Source organism: Gimesia aquarii (assembly GCF_007748195.1).
Lineage (GTDB): Bacteria > Planctomycetota > Planctomycetia > Planctomycetales > Planctomycetaceae > Gimesia > Gimesia aquarii.
Window position 1 is genome coordinate 3705438 of the sequence record NZ_CP037920.1, and the last position, 14781, is coordinate 3720218.

A 14781-nucleotide genomic window follows, 5' to 3' on the forward strand; every position below is an offset into this window, starting at 1 on the left:
TTCATCCTGCTTTACGTCGCATAAAATAAAAGGCCACTCCGATTAACAGAACTATATTAAGCGTCATAATGACTGGGAATAGCCACTTTGAACCATCATCAGCGGTTGTTCTTCCCACCGCTCGACGATGGCGTTCAGCAATTTTGGCTGCTGCCTGCCGAGATTGTAAGAATTCTTTGTAGTCAAGTGAATTGTCTTTATTTCGATCGTCATTCATAAACTTATCTTCTGCTCTTGCTTGACGAATCTGATAACGTTGATACTCGAGAGAATTCTTTTTTTCAGGTGCTTTATCAGTGAAAACTTCTGTAAATGTAAGCTTTCCGTTTTTATCTTTATCTGCAACCTGAAAAAATATTTCTGGTGATATTTTGGCAGGATCGTAACGAAAATCAAACTCACTCAATTCCAACTGGTTGTTCTGATTTCGGTCAAAACGACTGAACAATTCCCAAGCCAGGCCGATGAGTTGTGGAGAGTCTTCCTGATAGAATTCCTTCCAGGAAAGAGTCCCATTGTTATCTAGGTCTCTTCTGCCATACACGCGTAGTGTGACATAATTGCAGCCAAGTGGAGATAAACGGAACTCACGCAGGGAATATTTCCCATCCTTATTTTCATCAAATGCTGGTAAGGCCTGAGACAAAAGTAATTCCGTCGCACCATTTGATCCAATTTTTAGTATTTCTTCCGGGCTCAGAAAACCATCCAGATCTTTATCGCTATTCAGAAAGAAGCTGAATTCATCGATATTCGTTGTAGGGGATGTGGTCAGTTCTGCGTGTGTCAGAAATCCATCTTGATCGGCGTCCATCCCGGTAAACAAAGACTGCACATACTCTTTAGGGCGTCGAATAGAGGGTAGATACTCCTCTTTTGATAGCCGATGGTCACCGTCTTTGTCTGTTGGATTGATATAAGAACGATATAGCACTAGACCATTTGGTGCTCTCAATGGAAATCCACTTAGATGTTTCATCCCATAAGCCAAAGCTAGTAACTGCTCCGCCTCTTTGTGTGTTACCTGACCATTCTGATCGGTATCCCAAACCTTAAACTCCAAATCGGCTAACGGAGTCAACTGCTTCTTTAAATTGGCCTGGGGCCACTCGCTCTGAGAGAGCTGACCATCTTTATTTCGATCGGCGGTTTTGTGCAAAGCTTTCCATTTTTGCTGAGCTATTTCAGCGAGATCGGCGACAGGATCAGGGATCATACCCCGTTCTGCGGCAGAAAACAGGCCGGGTAATGCTTTGTACTCTTCTTGTGTCAGTTGACCATTCCCATCAAAATCGACGACATTAAAATTCCGTTTTGCTAATTCGGGCTTTGTGGAAGCAACTAAGGGGAGGTATTCTTCCAACGTCAGTTCTCCATCGGAATTTTTGTCAGAAGTAGCAAAAGCTAATTTCGGTGATATTTTTGCTGGATTATATTGAAACTCAAACTCATTTGGATCCAGCTGACCATCCTGATTGCGATCAAATCGGCGAAACAGCTCCCAGGCCAAACCGATGACCTGTGGGGAAGGTTCTTGATAGAATTCTTGCCAGGAGAGTTTTCCGTCATGGTCCAAATCTGTTCTACCATACACGCGCAACGTGACGTAATTGCAACCAACCGGGGCCAAACGGAACTCACGTAAAGAGAATTTGGCATCGCCATCTTCGTCGAAGGCTTTTAAACCCTGAGATAAGCTCTTTCCGATTGTGCTGTTTGAACCGACTTTGAGCAACTCTTCCTCATTCAACAAACCATCTAGGTCTGTATCACTACGCAAAAAGAAATTGAATTCATCAATATTGGATAGAGAAGATGTAGCAAGTTCTGCATAGGTAAGAAATTCATCTTGATCCGCATCCAGTTTGGTAAATTGTGCCTGAACTTTTTCTTTGGGCCAGCGAATGGAAGGTAAATATTCCGATTTTGAGAGCCGATGATCGCCATCTTTGTCTGCCCCTTTAATATAATAACGGTAGAGTACCAATCCATTAGTAGCCCTTAAAGGAAAGCCATTCACTTGCTGCATTCCATAGGCAATAGCAATGAGTTTGTCTGCCTCCTTGCGCGAGACCTGTCCGTTCTGATCTGCATCCCAAACTGTAAATTTGACATCCGCCAGGGGCGTCAATTGCTTCTGTAATTCGGCTTTTGGCCATTCCGCTTCTGAAAGCTGGTCGTCAGAATTCTGATCGGCAGCTTTGTAAAGAGCCTGCCATGTTTGCTGGGCTGCATTAGCTAACTCTTCGACTGGATCGGGAATTGTACCTCGTCTCTCGGCAGGAAGTAGACCTGGCAGTGCTTTATACTCTTCCAATGAGAGTCGATCATTCTTATCAAAGTCTACGACATTAAAATTTCGTTTTGCCAACTGTGGTTTTGTACTAGCGACTAAGGGGAGATACTCTTCCAGGGTTAACTCACCATCTGAGTTTTTATCTCTGAAAGCAAAGGCTTTCTTCGGTGAGAGTTTTGTGGGATCGACACGGAACTCAAACTCGCTCAGATCTAGTTGGCCATTTTGGTCACGATCAAAACGACGAAATAGTTCCCAGGCCAGACCGATGACCTGGGGTGAAGGTTCTTGATAGAATTCCTGCCAGGAGAGTTGCCCGTCGTGATCCTGATCTGTTCTGCCATACACGTGCAAAGTGACGTAATTACAACCGACTGGCGCCAAACGGAACTCACGTAATGAAAATTTGCCATCGCCATCCTCATCGAAAGCTGGCAAAGCTTGAGATACACGCGTGCCAGTTGCGCCATTTGAATTCACTCTGGGCAATTCTGCCGGGCTTACAAGTCCATCCAAGTCTTTGTCACTATTCAGAAAGAACTTCAATTCATCGATATTTGTTGTGTCGGAAATGGTCATTTCCTGGTAACTCAGAAATCCATTCTGGTCGGTATCCATTTTTGTAAACTCTGCTTGAACCTGTTCTTTGGGTCGACGTATGGAAGGCAAATACTCCTCTTTTGAGAACTGATGATCGTCGTCCTTGTCTGTCGGATTGATATAGGATCGGTAAAGTACCAAACCATTGCTGGCTCTTAATGGAAACCCATTGAGATGTTTCATCCCATAAGCCACAGCAATTAACTGTTCCGCTTCTTTTTGAGTGACTTGGCCGTTCTGATTTGCATCCCAGATTGAAAACTTCACATCTGCCAGAGGTGTCAGCTGTTTCTGTAGTTCAACTAGGGGCCATTCCTTTTGCGAGAGTTGTCCGTCAGCATTTTGATCCGCTGTTTTCTGTATAGCTTGCCATGTTTGTTGGGCCGTGGTGGCCAGATCTGCGACAGGATCAGGGACGGTTCCCCGTTCTGTTACCGAAAACAGTCCGGGTAGTGCTTTGTATTCTTCCAATGATAATTGACTATTCCGATCAAAGTCGACGACATTAAAATTCCGTTTTGCCAACTGTGGTTTTATGCTAGCAACTAAAGGCAGATATTCTTCCAGGGTCAACTCACCATCAGAGTTTTTGTCTCTGAATGTAAAGGCTTTTTCGGGTGAAAATTTTGTGGGATCCACGCGGAACTCAAACTCATTCAGTTCCAACTGGCCATTCTGATTGTGATCAAAGTGGCGAAACAACTCCCAGGCCAGACCGATGACTTGGGGAGAAGGCTCTTGATAGAATTCCTCCCAGGAGAGCATACCATCATGGTTTTCATCTTTCCGGTCATATACATGCAAAGTAACATAACTGCAGCCAACTGGTGACAGGCGGAACTCATGTAAAGAGAATTTCCCATCGCCATCGTTGTCGAAGGCTTTCAAACCCTGAGACAAACGTAATTCCGTCACACCATTTAAACCGGCTTTGAGTAATTCCGCTGAACTTAAGAGTCCATCTAAATCTTTGTCAAAACTCAAAAAGAAATTCAATTCATCAATATTCGTTGTGCTTGATGTGCTCAGTTCCTGATAAGTCAAAAACCCATTCTTGTCGGCATCCATTTTAGTGAACAGAGCTTGTACTTGTTGTTTAGGTCTTCGAATAGAAGGTAGGTATTCCTCTATCGAGAGTTGGTTATCTCCATCTTTATCAGTACGATGAATATAAGAGCGGTAGAGCACTAATCCATTGGGAGCTCTCAAAGGAAACCCGTGCAGATGTTTCATTCCGTAAGCAACAGCCACCAGTTGTTCTGCTTCTTCATGAGAAACTTGTCCATCCTGATCAGTGTCCCAGACCGAAAACTTGAGATCTACCAGAGGAGGTAGTTGTTTCTGTAATTCGTCTTGCGGCCATTCTTCTTCTGAGAGTAGACCATCAGTGTTCTGATCGGCAGCTTTGTGTATTGCTTTCCATTTTTTCTGGGCTGTGGTGGCCAGATCTGCGACAGGATCAGGGACGGCCCCCCGTTCTGTTACCGAAAACAGTCCAGGCAGTGTTTTGTATTCTTCCAGTGACAGTTGACCATTTCGGTCAAAGTCGACGACTTTAAAATTCCGTTCCGCCAACTGAGGTTTTGTGCTAGCGACTAAGGGCAGATATTCTTTGAGTGCTAATTGACCATCAGAGTTTTTGTCACTGAAAGTAAAAGCCTTTTCAGGTGAAAGTTTTGTGGGATCCACGCGAAACTCAAATTCACTCAGTTCCAGTTGATTGTTTTGATTGCGATCAAAGCGACGAAATAATTCCCAAGCCAGGCCGATAACTTCAGGAGAGTCTTCTATGTAAAATTCTTTCCAAGAAAGTGCTGCGTCATGATTTAGATCTGTTCTACCATAAATACGCAAAGTAACATAACTGCATCCAATTGGGGCAAGACGGAATTCACGTAAAGAGAGTTGGCCATCATCATTTTCATCAAACGCTGCAAAGCCTTGAGGGAGGCGTGAATCGACGACGTCATTCGAATTGATTTTGAGTAATTCTTCCGCACTTAATAAACCATCCAGGTCTTTGTCAGTATTTAAAAAGTAGCTAAATTCATCGATATTTGTTGTGTTAGATTTAGTCAATTCCTGGTAATTCAAGAAGCCATCTTTATCCGCGTCCATTTTTGTAAATTCTGCTTGAACCTGTTTTTTGGGACGGCGTATGGAAGGTAGGTACTCTTCTTCCGAGAGCCGGTAATCGTTATCTTTATCCGTCGGTTGGATGTAGGAACGATAAAGTACCAAACCATTGGTGGCTCGAAGTGGTGCGCCGTTTGTTTCACGCATTCCATATGCAACGGCAATCAATTGAGCAGCTTCTTTACTGGTGACTTGACCGTTCTGGTCAGCATCCCAATCTGTGAACTTCACATCGGCTAGTGGAGTCAATTGTTTGTGTAATTCTTTTTGCGGCCATTCAGCCTGTGAGAGTTGACCATCTTTATTCTGATCGGCTGCCTTCTGAAGTACATCCCATTTTTGTTGAACTGTAGATGCTAATTCCGCGATGGGATCAGGAATCGCTCCACGCTCTGCCACAGGGAACAGACCAGGTAGTGCTTTGAACTCTTCCATCGACAATTGACCATTCCCATTAAAGTCGACGACATTAAAATTCCGTTTTGCTAACTGTGGCTTCGTGGAAGCGACTAAAGGGAGATACTCTTCTAATGACAGTTCTCCATCGGAATTTTTGTCCCAGAGAGTAAAAGCTTTTTCTGGAGTGAGCTTGGAAGAATCAATTCGAAATTCAAACTCGTTCAGTTCCAATTGACCATTCTGATTGCGATCAAAGCGACGGAACAACTCCCAAGCCAGACCGATGACCTGGGGAGAAGGTTCTTGATAGAATTCCTCCCAGGAAAGTACTGCGTCATGATCTAAGTCGTTTTTGTCATACACATGTAACGTGATATAACTACAACCGACCGGTGCCAGACGGAATTCACGTAAAGAAAATTTCCCATCACCATCTTCGTCGAAGGCTTTCAATCCCTGAGACAAACGTGATTCAGTCACACCATTCAGACCGGCTTTGAGTAATTCTGCTGAACTTAAAAGTCCATCTAAATCTTTGTCAAAACTCAAAAAAAATCTCAGTTCATCAATGTTAGAAAGGGGGGACATGGCTAGCTCCTGATAAGTCAGAAAACCATCTTGGTCTGCATCAAGTATTTTGAACTGAGTTTGTGTCTGTTTTTCTGACCAACTACTGGAAGGCCGGTATTCGTCTTTTGAGAGCCGGTGATCCCCATTTTTATCAGATCGTCTAATAAATGAGCGATAAATCACACGTCCATTCGGAGTTCTCAAGGGGGCTCCTGTGACATGTCGCATTCCATAGGCGACGGCCATCAACTGCGCGGCCTCCTTTTGGGTAACTTGACCATCTTGGTCTGCATCCCAGACTTTAAACTTTACGTTCGCTAGAGGAGTCAGTTGTTTTTGCAATTCAGCCTGGGGCCATTCGGCCGCTGAGAGTTGACCATCATTGTTTTGATCGGCTGTCTTTTGAAGTACATCCCATTTTTGCTGAGCTGCGGTTACTAATTCCGCGATGGGATCCGGGATCGTGCTACGTTTTTCCAGAGGTAACAGGTCGGGTAGTGTCTTGAACTCTTCAAGTGACAATTGACCATTGCCGTCAAAATCAACGACGTTAAAATTTCGCTTCTCTAGTTGTAGTTTTTTTGATTCTACAAGGGCCAAATATTCTTCCAGTGTGAGTGCTCCATCGGCGTTTTTATCTCGGAAAGTAAAGGCTTTTTGGGGTGAGAGTTTTGTGGGTTCGATCTGAAATTCAATCTCACTGGTTTCTAGCTTGCCGCTTTGATTGCGATCAAAGCGACGAAATAATTCCCAAGCCAGGCCGATAACTTCGGGAGAGTCTTCTATGTAAAATTCTTTCCAAGAAAGTGCTGCGTCATGATCTAGATCTGTTCTACCATAAATTCGCAAGGTAACATAACTGCATCCGATTGGTGCCAGACGAAACTCGCGCAAATTCAGCTTTCCATCACGGTCTTTGTCAAACGCTGCAAAGCCTTGAGGCAGACGTGATTTCACTGAATCATTCGAATTGACTTTGAGTAATTCTTCCGCACTTAATAAACCATCCAGGTCTTTGTCAGTATTTAAAAAGTAGCTAAATTCATCGATATTTGTTGTGTTAGATTTAGTCAATTCCTGGTAATTCAAGAAGCCATCTTTATCCGCGTCCATTTTTGTAAATTCTGCTTGAACCTGTTCTTTGGGACGGCGTATGGAAGGTAGGTACTCTTCTTTCGAGAGCCGGTAATCGTTATCTTTGTCCGTCGGTTGGATGTAGGAACGATAGAGGACTAATCCATTGGTGGCTCGAAGTGGTGCGCCGTTTGTTTCACGCATTCCATATGCAACGGCAATCAATTGAGCAGCTTCTTTGCTGGTGACTTGACCGTTCTGGTCAGCATCCCAATCTGTGAACTTCACATCGGCTAGTGGAGTCAATTGTTTTTGTAATTCTTTTTGCGGCCATTCAGCCTGTGAGAGTTGACCATCTTTATTCTGGTCGGCTGACTTCTGAAGTACATCCCATTTTTGTTGAACTGTAGATGCTAATTCCGCGATAGGATCAGGAATCGCTCCACGCTCTGCTACAGGTAACAGACCAGGTAGTGCTTTGAACTCTTCCAGAGACAGTTGACCATTCCCATTAAAGTCGACGACATTAAAATTCCGTTTTGCTAACTGTGGCTTCGTGGAAGCGACTAAAGGGAGATACTCTTTTAATGACAGTTCTCCATCGGAATTTTTGTCATGATAGCGGAAATTATTAACTCCTGATAATTTCTGACTGGAAATTTTGGCCTTCAATTCATCGTATGACAGACTGAGATCTTCATTAGTGTCATATTGAAAGAACAATCGACGTCGTTTCTGATCTTTCGTTTTCCCGACAAGAAATTCGGTGAGAGTGATCTTACCATTGGAATCAATATCGAGTTTCTTTGCCAACTCTCCTGGAGTAGGGTCTGCAGCGAAAACGATTCCATTGACTAAAATTAGCCCCGTAAAGAAAGAGCAAATAATTTCACTATATTTTAACATTGTAATCAGCCTTAATTACCCGAAGTATGTGTTTTGAGAAGCGTTGTGATACTCTAAACAAATCACATTACTTCCTTTTTTTGTTGAATGAAATTTCATAGTGAACCAATAGGTTGTGATCTTAATGTGAAATTCAATTAATAGAATTAATTCGTTCGTATTGTTGTACGATAATTTGTCCATAACGCCAGTCATTAAATCGTTCTTCAGTGATGTCCACCCAGTTTTTGGGCATCTCAACACCCTTTGGATACATTGACTTATTGCTTGCAAAAATTACCCATGCTCGTTGTGATTCCAGATCGGCAACGGAAGTGGGGGTAAGGTGTTTTTGAGTGCTGACGACTGCTGTTCCTGTTCCAAAAACAAAGTCCCACTCTTTCGAAATTACAAACATTGGGTCACAATCTTTCAAGTAAGGACTCACGGCGACAAAGTCACGAGGGCCATTGACGAAGATTAATTCGTCTTTTTCACGCAAGGCTTCAACATAATTCACTGCAGCTTGAAAACTGGGGTAATCAATGCGTGTATCTCGCCATTGGAGCTGTTGAGCAAATTGCCAGCCTGCACTGATCAGTACAGCGGTAATTGCGATTCGAGATAAATAGCGAGATGGAATTCGAAACAGCATTACCGCTATTGCACAGAGAAAAAAAACGTGAGCAAAAAGGAAATACCAGGAAGCAATCAGGCTTTTCGAACCGGATCCTAAAAACAGAGCGAAACCAAAAGAACACAAGACGATTAACCCCAGAAATCGTTCTGATTTTCTACCAAAGAAAAATGCGATAATAGTAAGTATCGAAAATAGGATTGCTATTATCTTCGCACGATACATTTCAGTGCTGGCGGGATTCCACATAAAACCAAACATTTCAGCCACTGATCGGGTCAAATGATCAATCCCTTGGGGACGACCCCACTCTTGCTCAAGACCTCTTTGTCTTTGTAATAGAAATTCATCCATCCAAGGCCACCATAAGATTCCAACGATGGCGACCGAGAGTAAAGGAAGCAACACGATTCGTACTTTAAGAGGTCGCTGATTCTCCTTGCTAAGCAGAGCCAGTAGAATTCTCATTCCTCCATAAAGTCCATGCGCTGCTAAAATGAAGAAACCAAAATAGTGTGTGTAAATCAAGCCTGCTGCAAGGAATCCATAAACGATCCAATCCCGCGTTCGAAATTTGGGGGCAGTTAGTGCCCGTAATAGTGCCCAAGAAGCCCATACCCCCAGAGATGCCCCCAGAGCATACATGCGAATGGTTTGTGACCATTCGATCTGAAAAGGGCTTAAAGCAACAAGAGCAGCCGCTAATAACGCTGGTTTCATAACTCTCGGATCAACTCTGGTGCTTTTGAAGACGTCGGCTTCAATCTCCCTTACAAGGAAAAATGTTCCCAAAATAGTTGAAAGGCCAAACATCACACTTAGTAATCTCACAGTAGCAGGAGAGCTACCTAAACCTAACGTCCAAACTTTTAATATAAAATAGAAGAGAGGTGGATGATTGTCTTGTGAGGCTCGTTGCCATTGCTCTGAGAGAGGGAAAGTCGACATCTTCCAGCAAAAACACTCATCGAACCACAGGCTCAAGTCACCCAAACCATAAACTCGCCCGGCTGCTCCCATCATCACGACTAGCAATAATAAACAGTACCAGATGAATTGCTCTGAATACATATCCGGCTTTGTTAATTCCGTTGAGTTGTCCTTTTCTGTTTTAAGGTTTACTCTGGACACTCAATTTTCTTTCTCTTCAATTGCTGCGGACTTACCATCGAAATCGCTTCCGATCACGACTCGAACTACCCTAAAACTGTTATACTATTTGTTTGCAGTTCCAGAATCGTAAGAACCAAGGTGACTTTTTCGGTCATAAAAGTGTTGCCAGAGATTGTTTAGGCCTCTACAAATACTCCGAATAAGTTTGAATATTCTTATGTGAGTCACTGTACTTGGTTCCTACTCATTTGATCATTGTTTTGGACTGTTATCAAGTACAATGGTTTAATTTTGAATCAATCTTAAATAAATTGAGATGCCAAAAGACTTCTCCAAAGTGAAGAAGCTTGGTACCAGTCATGGCTTTTGCTTTGGGGGTTATTGGGGCCAAATCTCAATCGCAAGAAGCACTGCCATTTCTAAGAAAACTCAGTAGATATAAGAATCGCAAGTTGCCATTTGGTTATTGTTCCAAAGTCGTCCCGTTCAATGATTGGCCTTGTGGACTAGCGAGAGCAGCATACACTTTTCCATCAATGTCTTCTGAGAGGAACTGAACGTGTCCATCACAAAACCCCACATTGACTCCGCCTGCATGAAGTGAGCTTGGGAAGGGGGAAGATCCCTCTGGTTGTGAGATACCAGCATTAATTCTACTTGAACCTGAATTCGAGCGATTATAATCGACATTTCCACTTGAACAGTTCCCATTCAAACAAGGATTTCCGATATAAAAACTGGTAAGATAAGGATTGGGAGATGCCCAATTGGAGCTCGGTTTTGCAGGGTCATATCCTGTGCGAATATTTTCTGAAATGAGCATGGTATTTGAGGCCCCATCGGTAATCCCCGCCATTTTATGATGACGTTTCGCTCTGGTTTCCCCCTTCCATGTCTCATTAAAAAACAAACCCATCTGCTTCAGTAATTCTCGGTCTGATGGTGTACCATCACCAAGAGTTGAGGAATTACAGGTAATCCCATTTCCATTGAGATCCAATTTTCCACTCGATGGACCAACCGGGCAGTCATGAATACCAGCTATTTGAGCAGTAAAGCCCACGCCACTACTCACGACATAAGTTAAATTTCCATTGCCAACGACTTCAGTGATATCATCAGGGCAGGTTAATACAGGAATATGAGTATTTGCCAATGGGTCATTTATGGGATTCGTATAACGTACATCAAAATCCCATTTGTTATAGATAATCGATTGGTCAATATAAGGGAGAATATCCACAACCCAGCTACGATAAGTACCAACGGTGGCAGGAGTACCATCACCATAATAGCCACAGGCAGGGAATCGATCTGCACTATCGGTTATCTGTAGAATAGCGAGGCTGACATTGCGTAAATTGTTCAAACAATGGACTCGTCTTGCAGAATTTCGTGCTGACTGTACCGCGGGTAATGCAATCGAAATTAAAACTCCAATGATGGTAACGGAAACCAGGAGTTCAATAATCGTGTAACCTGAAAGAGGATAATTTCTCCAAGTGATATAAGAAGACGCCGTTGTTTGATTAAACTGACGTTTTTTATACATCATCAGCATGTGCCTCCAACCACCAGGCTACAAAATAAGTGAATACAGCTACAAAAATTATGACATCAACAAAGTACATCCAATAGGCAAATGAAGAGCACTCTCCGATTAACGGAAAGGCTATCTTTGCCTCAGTAGGGGTGGGATTCCGAGTAGGAAAGGTTACCACGGTCTCATCCGACCAGTTTAATAACATGTATGCTGTTAAGTTAGCAGTAACGATAACCGACCCCAGTTTAAAGCCGATGCGTAAATAAGATGAGGAAAATAAAACGAGCAGAGAACCAATAACGATTACTACCGCAAAGGTTAGTACAGAATAGACCAAAAACATCAGTGGTGAGCAGTCACCGATGAGTGGAAAAAAGAGTGTGCCTTGCCCCATCCAATCTACAAATCCATAAATAGCTAGACTGGCACACAGCACGATGGCACTCGCCTGTAAGGTTTTACGAAAGGCTGGTGTGTCCAGAAATGAGAATGTAATCGCAGGCATGATTTGCTTAGGAACAGGCGCTTCTTCGGGCTTTGGTGCGCGGGAGTCAATTCGTTCAACGGCTGCATCAATTGCCGAAGACCATGTGTCTTCAGAATACGCTCCAACATTGGCTTCTTCGTTAGAGTTTGGCTCCTCATTGGTTTCAGCACTATTTTCCGCAGTAGCCCCCACATGATTATCGGATTCAAAATCCACACTTTCATCTAGTTGATCTAAGCTGGATTCAGCCGTTACAGGCCGACTGAGATCAACGTCGATATCACGATTTGGGTCAAGAGGTACAGCGGGAATTTTACTGTTTCTTAGAGAGAGCAATCGTTTTAACCAACCTGGTTTTTCCGCTACTTCAGCAACATCAGTTTCTGTATCATCATCTCCCACTTCATCAGAAGAAGAAAGTAACGCATCTATATCTTCAGCATCCGCATACTCATCGACTTCTTCTATGGCAGATTCTTTCACTGGGGGAAGGGTAGCTGGATCACGCCGGGCCATATGAAAGAGGCCGACTACAGAATCTGCCCGCTGCCATTCATTAGTGTAATGAGGGCGAACCAACACTTCAGCTGTAAGCTTCTCCTCTCGTACCATTTCGACCAGATCGCGAAATGTATACGGTCCAAGTTCTTGATCATCTTGTTTATAGTACCAGTCACTCGCCATATGTGTAAAAGTCCGCAATGATTTGGTGGGTAATTCTTATTAATCAGACAACATTCAAGCTGAAATACTGCACGAATTAGATTAAGAAGGCTTATTTTCATCCACTAGCCTATTGTATATATACTGTGTTGATCTTCGGTAGAAATAATTAAACAAAATTACTAGTTTTTGGCGATTTAAAATCGACGCTTCAGTGCTTCTATTATCTTTTTTAGTTCTGTAACCAAGACTGTCTGGCCATAATGGCTATATAGAACTCATGGTGGAAGATACACAAACTTAGGACGTGATTCTATTGGATGGACTGTCGAAGACGAGTGCACTTCCTTAGGAAATTGAGGGACAAGAAGATAACAGGAAAACTATTCTTGACAACCTGCTCGGGCCATTTATTGAGGCAAAGCTTTTATTAGAGATTGAAATCTGCTTTTTTTCTCTTGCTTCAAATCCAGTCAATAAATCGACCACGGCTATACCAGTTTCCTCATGTGATAATCGAAATCCAAAGCTAAGCATTCAGCGATTACCATGTTGGATTTCTGACTGAACAGCGAATGGTAATTCAAGTTGAGTGCTTCTGTCTGATTTTGACTTGCAGCATGTTTCTCACTTGCTTTGTGATTCAATCCAGTGTATTTGTATGTACACAGTGTTTGTGTAAATATTATTATAATTGTCAAACATAAGGCCTGTTAATTTATAATGGACACTAATCTTGGTCCTCTGTTAAATTCGTATGAATATGATATAGACAAGCTATCACATAAACAGCGTTCTACAATTCCTTCTCCTGATCCTGCTTTGGGGCAGACCACTCTTTCCGCGGCTGATCGGAGTAGTCCCCGTTCTTACATTCCTGTTTGTGAACCAGACATCGATGCCGCAGCTTTGGAGAATCTTCAGGCGTGTATTGAAGAAAACTGGATTTCTTCTGGGGGACGGTTTGTTACTGAGTTCGAATCACAGTTTGCAGAACTGACGGGTGTCAGGCATTGTATCGCTACGTCGTCGGGAACCGCTGCACTCCATCTTCTCCTTGCCGCCTGTGGCGTAAAATCAGGAGATGAAGTCATTATTCCGTCGTTTACGATGGTGGCTGTTGCCAGTTCGGTTGTCCATCTTGGGGCGCGTCCCGTTTTTGTCGACTGCGATGAAGGTTCAGAAAATATATGTCTAGAAGAGATTCTCAAGAAAGTCAATGTGCGGACACGAGCGATTGTTGTGGTCCACACATATGGCAGACCATTGGATGTTTCTGCTCTTTTGCAACAGGTTGACACTGATCGAATTGCGGTAATCGAAGATGCCGCCGAGGCACACGGAGCGACAATTCATGGAAAAACCGTTGGTTCTTTAGCTTATGGTGCCGTGTTTAGTTTCTATGCGAATAAAATTATCACCACCGGAGAAGGAGGGGCGATTACTACGGACAATGATGACCTTGCGATGGTTTGTCGCACGATGCGAGACCATGCTTTCTCACCCGAGCGTCATTTCTGGCATCGATACCGTGGTTATAACTTTCGAATGACAAATCTTCAGGCGGCAGTGGGAGTCTCACAGTTAGCAAAATTTCATCAATTGTGTGACGCCAGAAAAAAAATAGCAGCACGATACACTCAGGCTTTCTCAAACTTTAGTGGTTTAATTTTACCTCAAGAGGATCAAGGGACTGAGCACGCTTACTGGGTGTATTTTCTTCGGACTTCACCCGGATCTATTTCTCGTGATCAATTGCGGCTGGAACTGGCTCGCAATGGAATAGAAACACGAACTGCTTTTGTGCCATTACATCTTCAGCCAGCGTATCGAGAGTTTTATGATGAGAGTGACAACTTTAAGAATGCGGAGCAATTAGCGGCAACGGGGCTCTACTTGCCTTCCTCATCTAAGCTCACTTCAGTTGAGATTGAATATGTTTGTCTGAATGTATGTCATATCCTCAAAGAACTGAGGGGAGCCTCAACATACTCTTGAGACTTCTAGAAAAATGTCATCTGATATCGATTCTTGGGAAACCATTAAGAAAATGGTATTGGACAGTCATGATGAATGCCATGCAGAATAAAGCTCGCGGTACCAGAGTGGAGAAGCCAATTTACAATCCTATGAAAACAACACTCAAATTCTAGGTAGGCTTGAATGCTTAAAAAGTGGCTGACACACGATACGAGGCAGCCACGGTGCGGTCGTGCAGGGCTTTAGGTAGCATTCCTGAAAACGAGCAGGGAGCCTAAAAAGAGAAAGGCTACAACTCGTTATGAGTCATAGCCTTACAAATGCCCCCGCTAGGAATCGAACCTAGAACCTACTGATTAAGAGTCAGTTGCTCTGCCAATTGAGCTACAAGGGCAATA

At 43.2% G+C, this 14781-nt stretch carries 5 protein-coding genes and 1 tRNA gene; 1 reads left to right on the forward strand and 5 read right to left on the reverse strand.

Translation table 11 applies throughout. The features are described 5' to 3' along the window. Position 1: 1 nt before the first annotated feature. The 4 genes from V144x_RS14545 to V144x_RS14560 all read right to left on the reverse strand — a co-directional run bounded on the left by V144x_RS14545 (position 2) and on the right by V144x_RS14560 (position 12424). The gene (locus V144x_RS14545; protein WP_144985870.1) at positions 2–7981 is read right to left on the reverse strand and encodes a hypothetical protein; all 7980 of its coding nucleotides are present in this window, start codon (positions 7979–7981) and stop codon (positions 2–4) included. 133 nt (positions 7982–8114) lie between these two features. Continuing rightward, positions 8115–9728, reverse strand: coding sequence for a glycosyltransferase family 39 protein (locus tag V144x_RS14550; RefSeq protein WP_144985871.1), 1614 nt, complete (start codon positions 9726–9728; stop codon positions 8115–8117). A gap of 445 nt (positions 9729–10173) precedes the next feature. Next, the gene (locus V144x_RS14555; RefSeq protein ID WP_197998430.1) at positions 10174–11265 is read right to left on the reverse strand and encodes a DUF1559 family PulG-like putative transporter; all 1092 of its coding nucleotides are present in this window, start codon (positions 11263–11265) and stop codon (positions 10174–10176) included. Next, complete coding sequence (locus V144x_RS14560; protein WP_144985873.1) at positions 11255–12424, reverse strand: DUF4339 domain-containing protein; 1170 nt, start codon at positions 12422–12424, stop codon at positions 11255–11257. Before V144x_RS14560 ends, V144x_RS14555 begins: the two co-directional genes overlap by 11 nt. Positions 12425–13126: 702 nt before the next feature. Here V144x_RS14560 and V144x_RS14565 point away from each other — a divergent pair. Next, positions 13127–14401, forward strand: a complete 1275-nt coding sequence (locus tag V144x_RS14565) for a DegT/DnrJ/EryC1/StrS family aminotransferase (RefSeq protein ID WP_144985874.1) — start codon at positions 13127–13129, stop codon at positions 14399–14401. A gap of 303 nt (positions 14402–14704) precedes the next feature. On the opposite strand, the gene V144x_RS14570 is transcribed toward V144x_RS14565, so the two are convergent. Next, positions 14705–14777, reverse strand: a tRNA-Lys gene (locus V144x_RS14570). Between the last annotated feature and the right edge of the window lie 4 nt (positions 14778–14781).

Excerpts from the sequence above, each read along its gene's own strand:
- V144x_RS14545 (WP_144985870.1), bottom strand. The coding sequence starts at position 7,981 with ATGTTAAAATATAGTGAAATTATTTGCTCTTTCTTTACGGGGCTAATT.
- V144x_RS14555 (WP_197998430.1), bottom strand. The coding sequence starts at position 11,265 with ATGATGTATAAAAAACGTCAGTTTAATCAAACAACGGCGTCTTCTTAT.
- V144x_RS14560 (WP_144985873.1), bottom strand. The coding sequence starts at position 12,424 with ATGGCGAGTGACTGGTACTATAAACAAGATGATCAAGAACTTGGACCG.
- V144x_RS14565 (WP_144985874.1), top strand. The coding sequence starts at position 13,127 with ATGGACACTAATCTTGGTCCTCTGTTAAATTCGTATGAATATGATATA.